Source organism: Brevibacillus sp. M2.1A, assembly GCF_013284355.2.
Taxonomy (GTDB): domain Bacteria; phylum Bacillota; class Bacilli; order Brevibacillales; family Brevibacillaceae; genus Brevibacillus.
In genome coordinates, this window is record NZ_JABSUY020000001.1 from 6141223 (window position 1) to 6159766 (window position 18544).

Here is an 18544-nt window from a genome sequence, read left to right on the forward strand (position 1 = left end):
AGAACTTAGTCCCGCTGTAGTGGTGGGGAGGAAACAGGAGAAAACGCTCAGATTCTTGTCCCACCCGCTGAGGGATTCACTCTGCCCGACTCCATGCAAAAAGCGAAACCGCGTCCAAAGTTGTTCTTTCAGGATGTTTTTCAGAGGTGGACGCTTAAGAGCGTGTTTCACTTTTTGCATGGAGTCTCGGTCGGTGTACCAAAGATCTTCGCTGTTTTCTCCTGTTTCCTCTACGAGCTTTCCATGTTAGTCCGATTTTAAAAGCCTTAAAAGAATGTAGAGCATATTCCGTTACTCCAGAGAAGAATATTTCCAGACGTAGCGACTTGTGGAGTCCTACCGAGCGGAGAAGGGATTCGCGGGCAAAAGAAACGCAACCGTGCCCATACGACGAAGCGGCTACCGCTTTTGCGTTTCCCCGCGAATCCCTTCGGAGCGGACAGTACACACTTCCAGTGGGACGGAGCCTGGAGCCTAGACTGGAAATATTCTTCTCCCCACCAGAGCCACATGCGGCCCTGAAATTATTTTTTTACTTCCTATGCGTTTGAAAGGAGTCCAGACCATATGCAAGCTTTGGAAACCCAACAGCTTACGTTATCGTACGGAGAACGCAACATCATTGAAGCATTAGACTTAAACATCCCGCGTGGAAAAATCACCGTTTTCATTGGAAGTAATGGCAGCGGCAAATCGACGTTGCTGCGCTCTCTGGCACGTTTACTCAAACCAAAGGAAGGCGCCATCCTGCTGGAAGGAGAATCGATCGCGAAACGCTCTACCAAAGAGGTAGCCAAACGTCTTGCCATCCTTCCTCAAGGCCCATCTGCACCAGAAGGATTGACGATTCTGCAATTGGTCAAACAAGGACGCTATCCTTATCAAAACTGGCTACAGCAATGGTCAGAAGAAGACGAGCAGATGGTCAACAAAGCATTGGCAGCTACTCAACTCACGGATATGGCTAACCGTGCCGTCGACAGTCTCTCTGGCGGCCAACGTCAGCGCGCCTGGATTGCGATGACGCTCGCCCAAGGAACCGAAACCATTTTGCTGGATGAGCCTACGACTTATTTGGATATGTCGCATCAGATTGAGATTTTGGACCTGTTGTTTGAACTGAATCAAACGGAACAGCGCACCATCGTCATGGTTCTCCACGATCTGAATCTCGCTTGCCGCTATGCCCATCATATCGTTGCCGTTCACAATCAGACCGTCGTGGCAGAAGGGTCTCCGAACGAAGTGCTGACGACCGACCTTGTCCGTACGGTTTTCGATATGGATTGCCAAATTACGCAAGACCCCCTGTACGGAACTCCTATGTGCATCCCGTACAGTAAAAGCCGTCTGGGCACTGTGCAGACCGAACAAAAAGCATTCGCCATGTCATAAGCTCCAAACAATAAAAAGACTGTCCATCGAGTGGTATGGGCAGTCTTTTTTCGTAAGCAAAAACGTCCTTCATGAAGCTAACGGGAAGGTTGCTGCAAAGCCAATGTCGCTTGCTCGTCCATTTTTTTAACCATTTCGGGATCTTCGTAGGTTGCTATCTTCGTATCGATGAGCGCAAGGTTTTTCTGGAATTCCTCGATTTGCTTTTCCACTTGTTCACGATGAGCGATTAGGAGTGCTTTTCTCTCCTCCAACTTTTGACTACCTTGCTTACACCAATCACTGTATTCTTTGATTTCTTTAATGGGCATACCGGTATTTTTGAGGCAGCAGATTAAGGCTATCCAATTGAGATCCAATTCGCTAAAGAGACGGTTGCCGTTTTTGTCTCTTGAGACAAAGGGTAGCAGGCCTTCTTTGTCATAGTAACGCAATGTATGAGCGGGTAGGCCGAATCGGTCAGCCACCTGCTTAATCGTGTAAAACATACTTTTCACTCCCCCTTGACTTAAAGTAAACTTTAACCTTTATGCTCACTATAGATCACATGTTTACTACCATTCAAGTGGTCCAATCAAAACATAAAGGGGATAAATCGCTATGAAAAAAACTCAAAAGATCGTGCTGGTAACGGGTGGTAGTCGCGGGCTAGGGAGAAATTCAGCTATCGCGCTATCTCGAAAAGGATTTGATGTCATCCTGACGTATCATTCTCGCAAGGAAGAAGCGGAATTGGTAATCAAAGAAATTGAGGAGAATGGTCAAAAAGCTGCCGCCCTGCAACTTGATGCGGGTGACGTATCCACTTTTGAAAGGTTCGCATCCCGCCTTGCCGATTTACTGAAAGAAAAATGGAGTACAGAGCATTTCGATGTTCTGATTAACAACGCTGGTTTCGGAGTGAACGCTCCACTTTCGGCTACTACTGAGGAACAGTTTGACAGTTTGGTAAACGTGCACCTCAAAGGCGTATTTTTCTTAACACAGAAATTATTGTCCCGTATTTCTGATGATGGACGAATCATTAATATCTCGACTGGATTGACCCGGTTTGCCCTTGACGGCTATGGAGCATACGCCGCCATGAAAGGTGCCGTCGAAGTATTGACGAGATATATGGCAAAGGAATGGGGAAAACGGGGTATCCGGGTTAATACGATCGCCCCGGGAGCGATTGCTACGGACTTTCAGGGAGGGGCAGTACGGGATAATCAGGATATACATGACTTTATTGGCTCGCAAACAGCGTTAGGCCGTGTTGGGAGAGCTGATGATATTGGTGGTCTTGTCGCGTCATTGTGCACCGACGAAATGGGCTGGGTGAACGCGCAACGAATCGAGGCTTCCGGTGGCATGTTTCTGTAATCCTACAAAAAGAACAGCGGCAGTCCCGGACTTTTTTGCGTCCTGGACTACCGCGTGCTCTTTTTATCTATCAATCATATGAGCTTATTTCTTCAGGTTGTAAAATGCAGAACGACCGCCAAAACGAGCTGTATCAGCCAGTTCGTCTTCAATACGCAGCAATTGGTTGTACTTCGCTACGCGGTCCGTGCGGGAAGGCGCACCAGTCTTGATTTGACCTGCATTTGTAGCCACTGCGATATCAGAGATGGTAGAGTCTTCGGTTTCACCGGAACGGTGGGAAATCACCGCAGTATAGCCAGCCAGCTTCGCCATTTCGATTGCTTCGAAGGTTTCTGTCAGCGTACCGATTTGGTTTACTTTTACCAGAATGGAGTTACCTGTAGAGGTCTCGATTCCGCGAGCCAGACGCTCGGTGTTGGTTACGAACAAGTCGTCACCTACCAGCTGAACTTTGCTGCCCAACTTGTCAGTCAGCGCTTTCCAACCATCCCAGTCGTCTTCAGACAGACCGTCTTCGATGGAGATGATCGGGTATTTGTTTACGAGGTCTTCGTAGAACGCGATCATTTCTTCTGTTGTTTTCACAACGCCTTCGCCTTCGAAGTGGTATTTGCCGTCTTTGAACATTTCTGTAGCTGCTACGTCCAGCGCGAGGAACACGTCTTTGCCTGGCTCATAGCCTGCTGCCTTGATCGCATCCAAAATGGTTGTGATCGCTTCTTCGTTGGATTTCAGGTTTGGAGCGAAACCGCCCTCATCTCCTACTGCTGTGCTCAAACCTTTTTCACCCAGTACCTTTTTCAGGGAGTGGAAAATTTCCGCACCTGTGCGCAGTGCTTCCTTGAAGGAAGTAGCACCTACTGGCATGACCATAAATTCCTGAATGTCTACGGTGTTGTCTGCGTGCTTACCACCGTTCAGGATGTTCATCATAGGAACTGGCAACATTCTCGCGTTGAAGCCGCCGAGGTAGTTGTAGAGAGGAACGCCGAGAGATTCTGCAGCCGCACGTGCCACTGCCATAGACACGCCGAGAATCGCGTTTGCGCCCAGCTTGCCTTTGTTTGGCGTGCCGTCGAGCTGAATCATCGCCATATCAATGCCAACTTGATCCAGGGCATCCATGCCGATCAGTTCAGGAGCAATGATTTCATTCACGTTTTCTACGGCTTTCAGAACACCTTTACCCAAGTAACGGGATTTGTCACCGTCGCGAAGCTCCACTGCTTCATACGCACCTGTAGACGCACCAGATGGAACATCTGCGCGACCCATCGAGCCATCTTCGAGGTATACTTCTACTTCCACAGTTGGATTACCGCGGGAGTCCATAATTTCGCGTGCATAAATGTCAGTAATCATTGCCATTTCTCGTCCATCTCCTTTTTTCAAATGCACTTACAATCTATTTCGAGTTAAACGTCAAGCTACCCTTACAGTGTGTCCCAGTGAAGCCTATTTTGCAAGTAACGATTTGCCTGTCATTTCAACCGGTTGCGCTACCCCCAAAAGCTCCAGAAGCGTTGGCGACAAGTCGGCCAAAATACCGTCTTCGCGCAGAGTAGCCCCGTCTTTTGTCACGATTACAGGCACCGGATACGTACTGTGTGAAGTAATCGGACGTCCCGCTTCATCCAGCATCAGATCCGCGTTTCCGTGGTCAGCTGTGATGACGGCTACGCCACCTTTTGCTACGATTGCATCGACGACTCGGCCCAAGCATGCATCCACTGTCTCGACTGCTTTGATCGTCGGCTCCATCATACCGGAATGACCAACCATGTCGCAGTTGGCAAAGTTCAGGATGATCGCGTCAAAATTGTCTGCCTCGATCTCAGCGACAACAGCGTCTGTCAGCTCTGGAGCACTCATCTCCGGCTGCAAGTCGTACGTCGCCACTTTTGGCGAAGGAATCAGGATACGCGTCTCACCTGGAAACTCCTTTTCACGCCCGCCACTGAAGAAGAACGTCACATGCGGGTATTTCTCCGTCTCGGCAATGCGCAGCTGCTTCAAGCCGTGCTGGGAAAGCACCTCTCCCAACGTGTTATCCAGATTGGAAGGCTTGTAAGCGACGTACCCATTAACCGTCTCGGAAAAATGCGTCAGGCACACAAAATGCAGATCACGTGGTCGCTTATCTCCGCGATCAAATCCACGGAAATCTTCATTCGTGAATGCCTGCGACATTTGAATCGCACGATCCGGGCGGAAATTATAAAAAATAATCGAATCGCCGCTTTGAACGGTCGTCACTGGTTTTCCGTCTTCATCGAGAATCACGGTTGGCATGACGAATTCATCCATAATGGACTTTTCATAGGATTCCTTAACCGCCTGAATTGGATCACGATAAGCAGGAGCATCTGCGTACACCATGGCACGATACGCCTTCTCTACGCGCTCCCAGCGTTTGTCACGATCCATCGCATAGTAGCGACCTTGTACGGTAGCAATTCGGCCAACGCCGATCTCTGCAATTTTGGCTTGCAGTTGTTCGATATAACCCACTGCACTGTCAGGCGATACATCGCGGCCATCGAGAAAACCGTGGATGAACACATCCGTAAAGTCCTGCTTTTTCGCCAACTCGAGCATTGCAAACAGGTGGTCAATGTGACTGTGTACACCACCATCGGACAGAAGCCCGAACAGGTGGAGCTGTTTGCCGTTTTGCTTCGCGTGCCGGAAAGCAGCGATCAGCGTTTCGTTCTCAAAAAAAGCGCCTTCTTGAATCGACTTGGTAATGCGCGTCAAATCCTGATAAACAACACGCCCTGCCCCGATATTGAGATGGCCAACCTCGGAATTCCCCATCTGTCCTTCTGGCAGTCCCACAGCCAGCCCACTTGCCTCAAGGGTCGCATGAGGGTATTGGTTCCAGTAACGGTCAAAATTCGGCTTGTTGGCTTGTGCTACTGCGTTACCATACGTCTCGTTCCGCAGAGCAAAACCATCCACAATCAAAAGGGCAACCGGTTTTGGTCTTTGTGCCATTGCTTTCTCCTCCTATCGCGACGTAGCTCCTGCCACAAGCTGCAGGTAACTGTCCGCTACGAGACTCGCTCCACCAACCAATGCTCCGTCGATATCCGGCTGTGCCATGTAGCTTGCGATGTTTTCCGGCTTAACGCTTCCGCCGTATTGAATGCGCACTTTCTCAGCTGTCGCTTGTCCGAAGCGTTCACCGATTACGCTACGAATAATCGCAATCGTTTCATTGGCATCCTCTGCCGTGGAAGACTTGCCTGTGCCAATCGCCCAGATCGGCTCGTATGCAATAACCGTATCCGCCACTTGTGCAGCATCCACTCCGGCAAAAGCACCTTCAGTCTGCGTACGGACTACGTCAGCTGTCTCGCCCGCTTCCCGCTGCTCCAAACTCTCGCCTACGCACACAATCGGTACGAGACCTGCTGCTAATGCGGCTACAACCTTTTTGTTCACCGTCTCATCTGTTTCGTTGAAATATTGACGGCGCTCAGAGTGACCAAGGATCACGTACTCCACACCGATTTCTTTTAGCATGGACGCGCTGATTTCGCCTGTAAAAGCACCTTGCTCTTCAAAATGCATGTTTTGTGCGCCAATGGCAATATCCGTGCCCGCCAGCTCTTCTTTAAGTGCAGCCAACGCTGTAAAAGGTGCGCAAATGACTTTTTGTACTCCGGAAGTATTATTGCCAGCCTTGGCTTCCTGCGCAAACGCTCTTGCCTCGGCCATCGTCTTGAACATCTTCCAGTTCCCCGCGATAATTGGTGTTCGCATGCAAACTCCCCCTCTTCGCTCTTATTGGTTATCTGCCAACACAGCTACGCCTGGCAGTTCCTTGCCTTCCATGAATTCCAGGGACGCTCCGCCGCCTGTAGAAATGTGTGTCATCTGCTCAGCTACGCCTGCTTTTTCCACAGCTGCTACGGAATCACCGCCACCGATGATCGTCGTTCCGCTGCATGCTGCCATCGCCTTGGCTACACCAATCGTGCCGCCTGCAAAAGCATCCATTTCAAATACGCCCATCGGACCGTTCCATACAACCGTTTTCGAATCTACAATGACGCCGTGGTATTGTTCCACTGTTTTTGGACCGATATCGAGTGCCATCCAGCCCTCTGGAATCGCATCGATTGCCACGACCTGCTTTTCCGCATCTGCCGCAAAACGGTCAGCTACCACAACATCAACTGGCATCAGCAATTGAACGCCGCGCTCTTTTGCCTGATCCATCAATGTACGTGCGAGGTCCAGCTTGTCGTCTTCACACAGCGAAGCACCAATGCCATAACCTTGTGCTTTGAGGAATGTATTCGCCATACCGCCGCCGATAATCAGGTGATCGACTTTGGTCAACAAATTTTCAATGACAGCAATTTTATCTTTTACTTTTGCACCGCCGACAATCGCTGTAAACGGACGCTCCGGATTGGACAAGGCTCCGCCCATAAAGCGAATTTCCTTTTCCATCAACAAGCCCGCAACTGCTGGTATGTACTCAGCGATTCCCGCTGTAGAAGCATGTGCCCGGTGAGCTGTTCCGAATGCATCATTGACAAACAGATCAGCCAAAGCCGCAAAGCTTTTTGCCAGTTCTGGATCGTTCTTTTCTTCTCCCGCATGGAAGCGTACGTTTTCCAACAGAATGACGTCGCCAGACTCCATCCGTTCTACTGCCGCTTCTACGTCCGCACCTTGGCAATCCTCCAGCTTACGCACGTCCTTGCCCAAGAGCGAGGACAGATGGGCTGCGACAGGAGTAAGACGCATCTCTTCCACTACTTGGCCTTTAGGACGACCAAAATGGCTCGCCAGGATTACTTTGGCTCCTGCCTCCATCATGAAACGGATGGTTGGTACAGCAGCACGAATGCGTGTATCGTCGGTGATTACCCCGTCCTGCATCGGCACGTTAAAGTCAACACGGCAGAATACGCGCTTGCCTGCCAGCTCAACATCGCGGATAGATTTCTTGTTCATGAACGATCCTCCCAAATCATTGGCTTTTTATTCGGAAAAAAGATATGGGAAAAGGGAGATTGCTCTCCCTTTTTTCCACAACAGTTCTATTTTACGTGTTAGAAGCCGCGCTGTGCAACATAATGACACAAGTCTACGACACGATTGGAGTAACCCCACTCGTTATCGTACCAGGAAACGACTTTCACCATGTTTCCTTCGAGTACCATTGTAGACAAAGCATCGATTGTGGAGGATGCAGGGTTTCCATTGTAATCAGAGGATACGAGCGGCTCTTCGGAGTAGCCGAGAATGCCTTTGAGTGGGCCTTCTGCCGCTTCTTTCAGGGCGTTGTTGATTTCTTCAACAGTTGCGTCTGCCTTCAACTCAACTACCAGGTCCACTACGGATACGTTTGGAGTTGGTACGCGCATCGCGAAACCGTTCAGCTTGCCTTTCAGCTCAGGCAGTACGAGCGCTACCGCTTTTGCCGCTCCTGTAGAGGTTGGAATGATGTTCTCCGCAGCTGCACGGGCACGGCGCAAATCTTTGTGCGGCAGGTCGAGAATTTGTTGGTCGTTGGTGTAAGAGTGAACGGTTGTCATCAAACCGCGTACGATGCCGAATTTGTCGTTCAGAACTTTTGCGAATGGCGCCAAGCAGTTTGTTGTGCAGGACGCGTTGGAGATCACTGTGTGTTGTGCCGGATCGTACTTGTCTTCGTTTACACCGATTACGACTGTAATGTCTTCATTTGTTGCTGGAGCGGAGATGATGACTTTTTTCGCGCCACCTTCCAGGTGCTTCGCTGCATCTTCGCGCTTTGTAAAGCGTCCAGTCGATTCCACTACGATTTCAACACCGTAATCTGCCCACTTCAGTTGAGCTGGATCGCGCTCTGCCAATACCTTGATTTCTTTGCCGTCAACGATGAGCGTGTTTTCGGAAGCTTCAACGCTCACGTTCAGAACACCATGAACAGAGTCATATTTCAAAAGGTGCGCCAGTGTGTGTGCATCTGTCAGGTCATTGACCGCCACGATTTCTACATTCGGATTGTTCAGTGCTGCACGAAATACGTTACGACCAATACGACCAAATCCGTTAATACCTACTTTTACCATAATGTATACCTCCTGCTCATTAGCTAGCTTTATTCTTCATTGCGAGAAACCTGCCCTCTGGCGAAAACCAGCGGGTCGATAATATCGTAACAATCGGTAATAAGATTGGAAAAAACACAAAGGGCAACGTCTGGATTGTCGAAACACTTAACGTGAGTGCCATCATCATCGATAGACCGTTCCACGGAATCAGTACAGGCATGACAACTGTCGAGTCAAGCATTGTCTTGCCCAACAGCTCGCGCCCTCCCTCCCATTGGGAGAACCGTCCGAGAAGAGTCGAACCGAGAACCAGAATCGGAATGGTTTGATTACAGCTGATGATAACCACCAACAACGACAATGCCGCTGCTTTCGCTACCAATACCGTCTTATTTTTTGTATGGCCCATCATTTTGTCTACGATGGGGGTTAATAAATTGGCTCTGTTCAAAATGCCGTTTAAAAAGCCTGCGAGAATGATTAACGCCAGAACACTGAAGATGGCGAACATCCCGCCCCCATGGACCAGTTGATCCAGCGGCGTTCCTGAATGAAGCTCAAATCCAACTAGCATCGATGTAAAAAACGTCTTCACATCCAAATTCCCATTGATCCCGACTAGAATCGCACTGGCTCCGATACCGAAAAACAATGCCTTCACCGCTTTTACTCTCAGTGCAAAAGAAGCAATTAACACCACGAGAGGCAGCATGAGCAGCCAATGTACAGAAAAATGACTGACCAACAGCTCTTGGTACATTTGAATGGTATCCGTCGAGTTCGCCTGAGGTCGAAATAGATCAAGGATCAGGAAAAGTAACGCACAAATCGCTACCGTAAGCAAAGCAGGACGCCGTAATCTTCTTTCCTGCTCTTCTGTCAAACCGACATTGGAAAGCACCAGTAATCGACTGCTGGATATCGGCGAGAAACGCTCCCCCACCATCGCTCCAGAGATGAGCGCACCTCCTACGATCGCAGGTGATATCCCCGCTGCGTGTGCAATCCCCATCAGGGATAGCCCAATCGTACTCAGCGTACCGATTGATGTACCCAATAAATAACTGACGCCTGCGGTCAACAGAAAAGAAAGAACGAACAAATACTCGACATTCACAATCGATAATCCGTAGTAAATGATGGCGGGAATGGTTCCTCCCATCATTAGTAGCGGAATCAAGAGTCCTACTAAAAACAGAATCGTAAGGACGGGCTTTGCCTTTTGGACACCTTCCCAGCCAAACACGAACTGCTGCTTCCACGGATAACCCAATCTTTTTACACTAACCAGTGTGACCAAGATCGCAAAAACAATCCCCCATGCGATCGGAAAACCGAGCGATAGGCTCAAAATGATTCCAGCGATCATTGCCAAGATGGGTGTTACCGATGTGATAGACATGCGATCGACTTCCTTCCGTTACAATCGTGCGGACAACAGCGTGTAAGCTGCTCCTTCGTCCGTAATGAGTACATTCTGACACGATTGCTTGGCAAAGGAAAGAATCGCTTTTGCCTTGCTTTCGCCCCCCGCAATGGAGAGCACAGTTTCTGCCTTGTGCACTTCCTCTAGCTGTAAACCAATTGTCGGCATTCTGTGGACCGTTTCTCCCGCTTCATTAAAGTAGTAGCCGAATGCTTCTGAAACAGCCCCTGTCTCCACTAATTCTGCGAGCTCTTCCTCCGAATAATTCCGCCTTTTCGCCATCGTGACGGCATCCCCGATTCCATGCAAAACGATTCGAGTCTCTCCCAAGAGCGATAGCACATCTTGTACCTGCGGCTCTTTGACCAATGTCTGCAAGGCTTCTGGATGAAGTCGATCCGGTACGTGAAGAAGCCGATAAGAAGCACCTGTTTTCGCTGCCATGGCGGAAGCGAGCGTATTCGCTTGCAGCTCTACGCGTTCTCCCAGTCCACCGCGAGCAGGGACAAACTGAACGTTTTTGAACGAAGCAGAAGGCGTCAAATGACTTGCTACACTGGCGATCGATGAACCACCTGTTACCGCTACAATGTCTCCTTCTTGCACGACCTGTTTGAGGACCCTTGCCCCTACCCGTCCAAGCTCTTCCTTTACCCAAGGCGATAGGTCTGCATTGCCCTGCACCACAATGACTTCTGCTATGCCCAGCTTTTTTTGCAGGCGCTCTGCCAAGTCAGTAAGGCCGAATAGCTCTCCGACGAGAGGTTCCATGTCGTCCAAGACTTGTTGTCCTTCTTCACTCAGGCTCATTCCCGCAGCCGTTACATGCAGGAGCCCCGTTTCTTTTAGCAGTTCCACTTCTGCCCGCAAAATACGTTCAGTGGCATCCATGGCTTGAGCTAGACCTCTTCTGCCAATCGGCTGCAAATGATAGATGGATCGGAGCAACATGTACCGCTGACGCAAAACCTGAATCAAGTCAGGCAACAATTTTTGTTGCAGTTCCAGTAAACGTCGCATTTTACCTTCTTCCTTGGTTAAAAGTTGTTTGATCGGGACGTTTTATGTCCCTGTATATACATTTTATGTCCCGCTTGATGCAAAAAAAAGATCACTTTCTACAACTTGAATGTATCATATTTAACCATATCTTGCAAGTTCCCCAAAGCCCCTATAAAAAAGTGCCACTCATGACCGAGCGGCACGTCTCTGTAATTCGTTTCGCAGTTCCTCGAGAGTCACTACATGTGTAATAGAACGAAATACGATCTCTCCATCTATCTCGACTACTGGTATGACGAACATCATTTCTTCATGCAAGACCGGATCACTTTCAATATCAACTACGCGCATACGAAGGGGGAACTCCTCCGCCAGACTGCGGATGTAGAGCTCCACCTCGTCGCACAAATGACATTTATTTCGTCCATACAAGACAATTTCAAACGTTTTTTCATTCATTCTCATTAAAACCTCTTTCGTTTGGCCGACGATGGGATCAGCATTTCCTCCCGGTACTTGGCAACCGTGCGGCGGGAGATTTCAATCCCCTCTGTAAGCAGCATCTCACCCAGCTTTTGATCTGATAACGGAGACTTCCGATCTTCTTGCTCGATCAGTGCTTTGATTCTGCGCTTAACACTCTCAGAAGAGGTCGCTTCCCCGCTGGAAGTAGAGAGTGCTGACGTAAAGAAATACTTCAGCTCAAAGATTCCGCGCGGTGTCTGAACGTATTTATTGCTGGTTGCCCGACTGATCGTCGATTCGTGCAGGCCGACCCGCTCTGCAATTTCCTTTTGTGTCATGGGCTTTAAATAATGTATCCCCCGATCAAAAAACTCCCGTTGCATATCGAGGATGGCCTGTGTTACACGCATGAGCGTCAGGCGGCGCTGCTCCAGACTTTTTGCTAGCCACATGGCGGCATTCAGCTTATCGTGAATGAACTGCTTAGCTTCATCCTGACTTTTTTGCTGGCTCAGCATTTTTTCATAGAAGCTGTTGATTTTCAGCCGCGGTGCTGCGACATCATTGACCAATACTACATAATCATTCCCGACCTTCTCTACCGTCACATCTGGAATGACATATCTTGTCTCTACTGAAGAAAAGGCCGCCCCTGGGCGCGGATTCAGCGTACGGATCAGGTCTGCCATCGCCTGTACCTCTTGAGGTGTACATCCGATTTTGTCTGCAATCCGCTGATAGCGATTATCCGCCAAATCTTGCAGATGATTACGAACGACCTGCACGATCTTTTCATCATCGAGTGCCAAATGCTCCAGTTGCAGCAAGAGACATTCTTCCAGGCTGCGTGAAGCTACGCCTACTGGATCAAAATGCTGCAAAACGGACAACACGTCCTCAATCTCCAACATTTCAGCACCCAGGCGCGCACTCGCTTCCTCCAGTGTAATTTCCAAATACCCCTTCTCATCCAGATTCCCGATCAAAAAGAGAGCAATCTGTTTTTGCAGCGACGAGAATCCTTTTACATAGCCGAGTTGACGCTCCAAATGTTCGTACAGCGTCTCCGCACCTTGCTGGACGTAATCCAGCGGATTGTAAGTGCTTTCATTTTTCGACGAACCGTACTCACCTGTCGCGCGATTGCCTACAATTTCTTTCCAGTCAATCTCAGGAGCTGGTTTCTCTGCTTTTGCAGAAGCGACTTCTCCAGCCACTTCAAGGTCGAAAACAGGATTTTCATTGGCCTGATCCTGCAAATAGGAGATGAGATCAATAGCTGAATACTGCAATATGGTAATCGCTTGGCGTAATTCCGGCGTCATCACTAATTTCAGTGTTTGTTCTTGAAATAACCCCAATCCCATGTTCATGAAGCTCGCCTCCTTCGCACATGCTCATGCTGCTCGATGACTCTTTATTTTCATTATATTCGTTCTCTCATGCAATTTTCCTGCCAAATTGATGAAACAGAACACAAATAATGTCGAAAGATCTTCACCGTTGGACTTTTTCACTCTCGCTTACCATATCGCTAGTTTTTTCTGCTGAACTACTTTTTTTCGTTTGCATTGAGATTCTCGATGTTTTATAATAAAAGTTGTCGTCACAATATACGCCTGTAGCTCAGTGGATAGAGCAATGGTCTCCGGAACCATGTGCGGGGGTTCGATTCCCTTCAGGCGTACCATACTTTCAAACCAAAAGCGATCTCTTGAATTTCAAGAGGTCGCTTTTTTATGTTAAACCCTCATGGGAACAAAAAAACAGCCCAAATAAGGACTGTTTTTCTTGTGCTACATTTACTGGTTAAAGATCGCTTTGAAAGAATAAGGGATTGGTGCTATTGGGTTAGTTTCAAACATTGCATTTGGAGCCATCAGTTGAATGTAGTACTGACCCTCTTCAGGGATGTTCACTGAAAATGACGTATTACCTTTAATAACAACTCTATGCACTGTCTCTCCTGTTGACTTCCTCACCCAGATAGTAATCGATTCAGAACTTGTTGACTGTCTGCTGAATGCAAAATCAAACGTTCCTGGTTTTGCATAAAAATTGAAATAATCAACATCTTTATTATGATTAATCGCAGCTGTGTATGAAACATTCGAATTAATATATGGAGCGAATGAAACACTATCATTTGGTTCGTATGGATCGGTCACCGAAGCAGCAGCTTTTTGGGAAGACTTCATATTTTTAGCTGGTTCTGCTGCAAATGCGGAAGCAGATGCGGATAAAGCTACTGCGAGTGTCAACAAACTAACTACGACTTTTTTCATGAATAATACCTCCAGATATACTAGTAGAAATAGTCAGTGATCTTATTGATTAAAAATGGCTTTAAACGCATAAGGGACTGGTTTAATTGGTTTTGGGTTTTCTACCATAACACGCTTGTCAAATATGTAAATCGCATATGTTCCTTCTTTAGTGATATTAGTCGTAAAGTTAACATTTCCGTTTACAGCGAAAAAGTCCTGTGTTCCTGAACCAGGCTCATCAATTTTGTGTAGAATAACCCAAAATTGTCCTTTTTCCACAGTTAAGCTGTTAAGTAAAAATTTCAGTTCGCCTGGTTTTGCATAAAATTTAAAAATATCCTTATCTTCAACATGACCAATCTCTGCCGAATATGAAGTATTCGAGTTTATATAAGAAGCAAATGCAGGATCGTCATTTGGCTCATAAGGATCATTTGCCGCCGCAGCTTTTTGAGATGATTTCGAGATTTTTACAGGCTCTGCAGCCAGTACAGATACAGAGGCAGATAATACGAGTGACAGGCTCAATAGACTTGCTACGACTTTTTTCACGAATAAATCCCTCCAAAAGCTGTGATAGTAGGTACTATTATGTTTTACCATTTTATCTAAAAATTGTAAATATAAGTTTTGTAATTTTTTGTAATTATTTGATGACTTCGCTAGAATGAAGTCTATATTTATCGAATGATGACTGATATTATCGCTCTTTGCTTTTCTCCGTATACTAGGGGTTCCCATGAGCAAAACATCCATTAGCGATTAATCCCATCAGTTATCATAAATGTAATCTATACTAATCATTACCATATTTAAAGCGTATTGTAAATTAAAGTCTTGTAATATTTTGTAATAAATTGACAGATAGTGAACACAAAGACCCCTGAAGCATTCCTCTCCTTCAGGGTTCTCACTAAACTCTCGATAATCACTCTTCAATTTCCTACTGATGATTCCTCGTTTTATACAAAAGATAAACAAAAAACGGAGCTCCAATCGCTGCGGTAAAAATCCCTGCTGGCAAATCATGCGGTAAAAATACCGTTCTCCCAATTAAATCAGCCAAGACGACGAGCATCCCGCCCAAAACAGCGGAAGCCGGCAGCAAATAGCCATATGCAGAGCCTACTAGCCTACGAGCAATGTGTGGGGCCATCAACCCAATAAAACTGATTCCTCCTGCCACACCGACCGCAGCACCTGCCAATGCCACACTGATCGCAATCAAGAGCAAACGCTTCTTATCAATCGCTACACCAATGCCTTTGGCGATATCATCACCGAGCTCCTGGGCATTCAAATAACGGATTTGGAAAATCGTAGCGCCGAGAAACAATACGGTCCACGGAAGCAACGTTATCACATTTACCCAAGACATACCATACACGGTTCCTGTCATCCACCCGAGTGCATTTGAGGCTTTATGGGTTTGGGTAATCACCATAAAAAAAATCGTTAATGCCCCCATGCCTGCGGAGATACATACCCCCACAAGTGCGAGACGAAAAGGGGAGACTCCCTCCTTCCACGCAGTGAGATACGTAAGCGTCGCGGTTACCAATCCACCGATCAAGGCCACCAATGGCATCCATTGCACACTCACATCTTTTGCGAAGGTGATAAATGCTACCGCTGCTGCCGTCGCTCCCGCTGTAGTCCCGATTAAATCAGGCGAAGCTAACGGATTTCGCACCAAGGACTGCAAGATGGCCCCCGATACTGCCAGGGAAGCCCCCACCATGACTGAAACGACAACGCGAGGCAATCGCCAATCGAGCACGATCAATTCATTCTGTTCACTGCCCGCTCCCATAAAAGCTTTGATGACATCCCACACCGGAATATGCAAGCTTCCTAAGCCAATACTCAATACAATCACAGCAGATAACAGGATAAATAGAATGAAATTAATTCCTAACGCCCGCTTATCTACATGAAAAGAAAGCGCTGGCTTTTTGGTCCGTATGACTACATATCTATGCATACGCTCTCCTCCTGACCAGCGGGATGATAAAAGCCACTCCGATCATGGCGGTTGCTACGCCTACCGGTACTTCCAAACGCATAGGCATCAATACAAGGCGTGAAAGCAAATCAGCGCAAACCAGAAAAGCTCCGCCGAAGACAATCGAATAGGGAATCAACCAGCGATGATCAAGGCCGACTAAAAAACGACAAAGATGCGGTATGATGATGCCTACAAATGCAATCGGTCCGGCGAGCGCGACACTCCCACCTGCCAAAAGCACCACGATCAATATTGCTGTAGCTTTTACCAAGATAATCTTTTGGCCCAATCCAGTCGCTACATCGTCACCGAGTACCATCAAGTTTAACGAGCCGGTCAGTAGCATAGCGCCTAACCAGCCTACGAGCAAATAAGGAATGATCATAAAAAAATGATCAAGCTGTCTTCCCTCCACAGACCCAACTAACCAGTAAAAGGCCTCTGTCATCGTCTTTTCTTGCAGCAGCATAAACAGAGAAGTCACAGACGAAGCAAAAGCGGCAACCGCTGCACCCGAAAGTGTCAGCTTAATCGGAGTCATGCCTCCCCGCCCAGCGGAAGCCAACCCGTATACAAGCAGAGCAGTCACCCCTGCTCCGATAAAGCCCGCCCACATCATCTGCGACACGGGGAATTGCGAGCCAAATACAGCAATCGTCGTCACTATGGCTGCTGCAGCTCCAGCGTTCACACCGATAAGAGATGGTGAAGCCAAAGGGTTGCGAGTCAACGCCTGCAACAAAACACCTGCTACAGCGAGACTGCTCCCCACCGCTACCGCTGTCAGTGTACGCGGCATTCGGGAAGTCGTAATAATCAAGTGTTCCTCCGAACCTGAAAATTGAGTGTATGCCTCTACTGCAGTAGTGAGCGAATACCGATTAATTCCGAAAAGGATACTAGCTACCATCACGACTGCCAGGACGACGAGTCCTGCTATGAGTACAGTAGTCTTTTGCAGTCGGCTGGACAAAATCACATTCACGCCTGGTCCCTTCTTTCCGTATGCATTCTACCTATTCTGTTTATTCGCCACCTATGTATGTAAGTTTCTCCCACTAATCAGTCTAAGCTTGAGGATAGGGCTAGTCAATGATATTGATTTTTATTATCGATACTGGAAAATTTAGCACATAAATATCTATACTTTTCCTCTGATTCCAAAAAATATATTGACACATTGTCATATATGCATATACAGTAGTGAAGAAAAATGATAATCATTATCAGTTAAAAGGGGGATTTTCCATCATGCGCAAAACTTCCCTGCGTTTGATGCTCGGGGCTATGCTTTCCGCTGTCATGCTCGTAACAGGTTGCGGAGGACAGGCAACGCCTTCATCCGACTCATCTTCTTCTACACCAGCCGCGTCAACAAATACATCAGCACCGGCAGCGTCTGAAGAGAGAGAAGTAATACACTTTATGGGGTCAACAAAAATAAAAGGGACTCCTCAACGTGTCATCACTCTCACCAGTGAAAGCACAGAGGCTGTTCTCGCGTTAGGGATTACGCCAGTTGGTGCTGTCATGAGTGGCCTTGGCAAATCTGGTGACCCATGGCATCCACATATTAAAGAAAAAATGAAGGATGCAGTTGAATTGGGTGATGAGAACCAACCAAACGTTGAGCTGATCGCCAGCCTGAAGCCAGATCTGATTCTGGGAACAAAAGGACGCCAAGGGCAAGAAAAAGTATACACTCAGCTATCCGCGATTGCTCCAACCGTCTTCTCCGAGGATCTCGTAGGCAGATGGAAAATCAACTTTGCCCTTTACTCCGAAGCGTTGAATAAAAAAGCTGAAGGCGACAAGCTGATGGCTGATTTTGATAAGAAGATTGAGGATGCAAAAGGAAAACTGGGTGACAAGACGAAGATGAAAGTCTCTGTCGTTCGTTTCGTAGCTGGTAAAACTCGTCTCTACTTGAAAGACACTTTCTCTGGCGTTGTTCTGAGCCAGCTCGGTTTTGCTCGACCAGCCTCCCAAGACATCGATGAGTTCAAAAAAGACATTCCAAAAGAACTCATGGCTGAAATGGATGGCGACGTCATGTTTTACTGGATCGGCGATTATTCCGGTGATGGATCTGCCAATAAATACACAGAGGAATGGATGAAAGATCCGCTCTATCAAAAACTGAATGTCGCGAAAAACAATAAGGCATTCCAAGTTGACGAAGTGATCTGGAACGTAGGCGGCGGCATCCTTTCTGCTGAACTGCTTGTTGATGACATCGTGGAACGCTTCTCCAAACTGTAGGCTATTTACTTTCCGATACCGTCAAAAAAGCAGGAGTGGTTGAGATAACCACTCCTTTTCTTTTGCCTGCTGGCATTATTGATCGAGTTCCTTATTTCCAGCAGTATCCTTACTGGGCAGGATCGGATCTATTTGTTCAGGTTTACGCGAATAAGCTTTGTTTGTAACCAAAATCGTCGCACCGATGACGACGATAAAAATGAGCACCAACGCAACGATAAAACCCGTTGTCATGCATACACCCCCGACTTTTTTCTAACTCTCATTATAGCTGATTTCCATGCGAGTCAGA

General features: G+C 47.6%; 18 protein-coding genes and 1 tRNA gene. 4 read left to right on the plus strand and 15 right to left on the minus strand.

Annotated features, from left to right (window positions below):
• Positions 1-567 precede the first annotated feature (567 nt).
• Positions 568-1395: an ABC transporter ATP-binding protein gene (locus tag HP567_RS29055; RefSeq protein ID WP_173611035.1), complete on the plus strand. Its 828-nt coding sequence runs from the start codon at positions 568-570 to the stop codon at positions 1393-1395.
• 77 nt (positions 1396-1472) lie between these two features.
• On the opposite strand, the gene HP567_RS29060 is transcribed toward HP567_RS29055, so the two are convergent.
• Entirely contained in the window at positions 1473-1883 is a 411-nt protein-coding gene (locus HP567_RS29060; RefSeq protein WP_173611034.1) for a MerR family transcriptional regulator, read from the minus strand.
• A gap of 112 nt (positions 1884-1995) precedes the next feature.
• Here HP567_RS29060 and HP567_RS29065 point away from each other — a divergent pair, with 112 nt between their 5' ends.
• Entirely contained in the window at positions 1996-2760 is a 765-nt protein-coding gene (locus HP567_RS29065; protein ID WP_173611033.1) for an SDR family NAD(P)-dependent oxidoreductase, read from the plus strand.
• 84 nt (positions 2761-2844) lie between these two features.
• On the opposite strand, the gene eno is transcribed toward HP567_RS29065, so the two are convergent.
• The 9 genes from eno to rpoN all read right to left on the minus strand — a co-directional run bounded on the left by eno (position 2845) and on the right by rpoN (position 13088).
• Entirely contained in the window at positions 2845-4131 is a 1287-nt protein-coding gene (eno, locus tag HP567_RS29070; protein WP_015893463.1) for a phosphopyruvate hydratase, read from the minus strand.
• A gap of 87 nt (positions 4132-4218) precedes the next feature.
• On the minus strand, positions 4219-5760 hold the full coding sequence (gene gpmI, locus HP567_RS29075) for a 2,3-bisphosphoglycerate-independent phosphoglycerate mutase (RefSeq protein WP_173611032.1): 1542 nt from the start codon (positions 5758-5760) through the stop codon (positions 4219-4221).
• 12 nt (positions 5761-5772) lie between these two features.
• Positions 5773-6531, minus strand: a complete 759-nt coding sequence (tpiA, locus tag HP567_RS29080; protein WP_173611031.1) for a triose-phosphate isomerase — start codon at positions 6529-6531, stop codon at positions 5773-5775.
• A 21-nt stretch (positions 6532-6552) separates the two neighbouring features.
• Positions 6553-7737, minus strand: coding sequence for a phosphoglycerate kinase (locus HP567_RS29085; RefSeq protein WP_173611030.1), 1185 nt, complete (start codon positions 7735-7737; stop codon positions 6553-6555).
• A 98-nt stretch (positions 7738-7835) separates the two neighbouring features.
• Complete coding sequence (gene gap, locus HP567_RS29090) at positions 7836-8840, minus strand: type I glyceraldehyde-3-phosphate dehydrogenase (protein WP_106783570.1); 1005 nt, start codon at positions 8838-8840, stop codon at positions 7836-7838.
• 19 nt (positions 8841-8859) lie between these two features.
• Positions 8860-10224, minus strand: coding sequence for a Na+/H+ antiporter NhaC family protein (locus HP567_RS29095; protein ID WP_173611029.1), 1365 nt, complete (start codon positions 10222-10224; stop codon positions 8860-8862).
• A gap of 18 nt (positions 10225-10242) precedes the next feature.
• Positions 10243-11268 (minus strand): sugar-binding transcriptional regulator, encoded by a 1026-nt coding sequence (locus HP567_RS29100; protein WP_173611028.1) that lies wholly within the window; start codon positions 11266-11268, stop codon positions 10243-10245.
• 168 nt (positions 11269-11436) lie between these two features.
• On the minus strand, positions 11437-11715 hold the full coding sequence (locus tag HP567_RS29105; protein ID WP_173611027.1) for a glutaredoxin family protein: 279 nt from the start codon (positions 11713-11715) through the stop codon (positions 11437-11439).
• The gene (gene rpoN, locus HP567_RS29110; protein WP_173611026.1) at positions 11715-13088 is read right to left on the minus strand and encodes an RNA polymerase factor sigma-54; all 1374 of its coding nucleotides are present in this window, start codon (positions 13086-13088) and stop codon (positions 11715-11717) included. The genes HP567_RS29105 and rpoN overlap by 1 nt, the downstream gene beginning before the upstream one ends.
• 242 nt (positions 13089-13330) lie before the next feature.
• Between rpoN and HP567_RS29115 the strand changes: the two genes are divergently transcribed.
• Positions 13331-13405, plus strand: a tRNA-Arg gene (locus HP567_RS29115).
• A gap of 112 nt (positions 13406-13517) precedes the next feature.
• Here the strand turns inward: HP567_RS29115 and HP567_RS29120 are convergent.
• The 4 genes from HP567_RS29120 to HP567_RS29135 all read right to left on the minus strand — a co-directional run bounded on the left by HP567_RS29120 (position 13518) and on the right by HP567_RS29135 (position 16975).
• Positions 13518-14000, minus strand: coding sequence for a hypothetical protein (locus HP567_RS29120; protein ID WP_173611025.1), 483 nt, complete (start codon positions 13998-14000; stop codon positions 13518-13520).
• 42 nt (positions 14001-14042) lie between these two features.
• Complete coding sequence (locus tag HP567_RS29125; RefSeq protein WP_173611024.1) at positions 14043-14534, minus strand: hypothetical protein; 492 nt, start codon at positions 14532-14534, stop codon at positions 14043-14045.
• Between the two features lie 391 nt (positions 14535-14925).
• On the minus strand, positions 14926-15966 hold the full coding sequence (locus HP567_RS29130) for a FecCD family ABC transporter permease (RefSeq protein ID WP_173611023.1): 1041 nt from the start codon (positions 15964-15966) through the stop codon (positions 14926-14928).
• Positions 15959-16975 carry a FecCD family ABC transporter permease gene (locus tag HP567_RS29135; protein WP_173611022.1) on the minus strand — a complete coding sequence of 339 codons (1017 nt, stop codon included), beginning with the start codon at positions 16973-16975 and terminating at the stop codon, positions 15959-15961. Before HP567_RS29135 ends, HP567_RS29130 begins: the two co-directional genes overlap by 8 nt.
• Before the next feature lie 266 nt (positions 16976-17241).
• Here HP567_RS29135 and HP567_RS29140 point away from each other — a divergent pair, with 266 nt between their 5' ends.
• Complete coding sequence (locus HP567_RS29140) at positions 17242-18252, plus strand: ABC transporter substrate-binding protein (RefSeq protein WP_173611021.1); 1011 nt, start codon at positions 17242-17244, stop codon at positions 18250-18252.
• Positions 18253-18327: 75 nt separating this feature from the next.
• Here HP567_RS29140 and HP567_RS29145 read toward each other — a convergent pair whose 3' ends face one another.
• Positions 18328-18486, minus strand: a complete 159-nt coding sequence (locus HP567_RS29145; protein WP_173611020.1) for a hypothetical protein — start codon at positions 18484-18486, stop codon at positions 18328-18330.
• Positions 18487-18544 lie beyond the last annotated feature (58 nt).

Excerpts from the sequence above, each read along its gene's own strand:
- HP567_RS29055 (WP_173611035.1), top strand. The coding sequence starts at position 568 with ATGCAAGCTTTGGAAACCCAACAGCTTACGTTATCGTACGGAGAACGC.
- HP567_RS29060 (WP_173611034.1), bottom strand. The coding sequence starts at position 1,883 with ATGTTTTACACGATTAAGCAGGTGGCTGACCGATTCGGCCTACCCGCT.
- HP567_RS29065 (WP_173611033.1), top strand. The coding sequence starts at position 1,996 with ATGAAAAAAACTCAAAAGATCGTGCTGGTAACGGGTGGTAGTCGCGGG.
- eno (WP_015893463.1), bottom strand. The coding sequence starts at position 4,131 with ATGGCAATGATTACTGACATTTATGCACGCGAAATTATGGACTCCCGC.
- gpmI (WP_173611032.1), bottom strand. The coding sequence starts at position 5,760 with ATGGCACAAAGACCAAAACCGGTTGCCCTTTTGATTGTGGATGGTTTT.
- tpiA (WP_173611031.1), bottom strand. The coding sequence starts at position 6,531 with ATGCGAACACCAATTATCGCGGGGAACTGGAAGATGTTCAAGACGATG.
- HP567_RS29085 (WP_173611030.1), bottom strand. The coding sequence starts at position 7,737 with ATGAACAAGAAATCTATCCGCGATGTTGAGCTGGCAGGCAAGCGCGTA.
- gap (WP_106783570.1), bottom strand. The coding sequence starts at position 8,840 with ATGGTAAAAGTAGGTATTAACGGATTTGGTCGTATTGGTCGTAACGTA.
- HP567_RS29095 (WP_173611029.1), bottom strand. The coding sequence starts at position 10,224 with ATGTCTATCACATCGGTAACACCCATCTTGGCAATGATCGCTGGAATC.
- HP567_RS29100 (WP_173611028.1), bottom strand. The coding sequence starts at position 11,268 with ATGCGACGTTTACTGGAACTGCAACAAAAATTGTTGCCTGACTTGATT.
- HP567_RS29105 (WP_173611027.1), bottom strand. The coding sequence starts at position 11,715 with ATGAGAATGAATGAAAAAACGTTTGAAATTGTCTTGTATGGACGAAAT.
- rpoN (WP_173611026.1), bottom strand. The coding sequence starts at position 13,088 with ATGAACATGGGATTGGGGTTATTTCAAGAACAAACACTGAAATTAGTG.
- HP567_RS29120 (WP_173611025.1), bottom strand. The coding sequence starts at position 14,000 with ATGAAAAAAGTCGTAGTTAGTTTGTTGACACTCGCAGTAGCTTTATCC.
- HP567_RS29130 (WP_173611023.1), bottom strand. The coding sequence starts at position 15,966 with ATGCATAGATATGTAGTCATACGGACCAAAAAGCCAGCGCTTTCTTTT.
- HP567_RS29140 (WP_173611021.1), top strand. The coding sequence starts at position 17,242 with ATGCGCAAAACTTCCCTGCGTTTGATGCTCGGGGCTATGCTTTCCGCT.
- HP567_RS29145 (WP_173611020.1), bottom strand. The coding sequence starts at position 18,486 with ATGACAACGGGTTTTATCGTTGCGTTGGTGCTCATTTTTATCGTCGTC.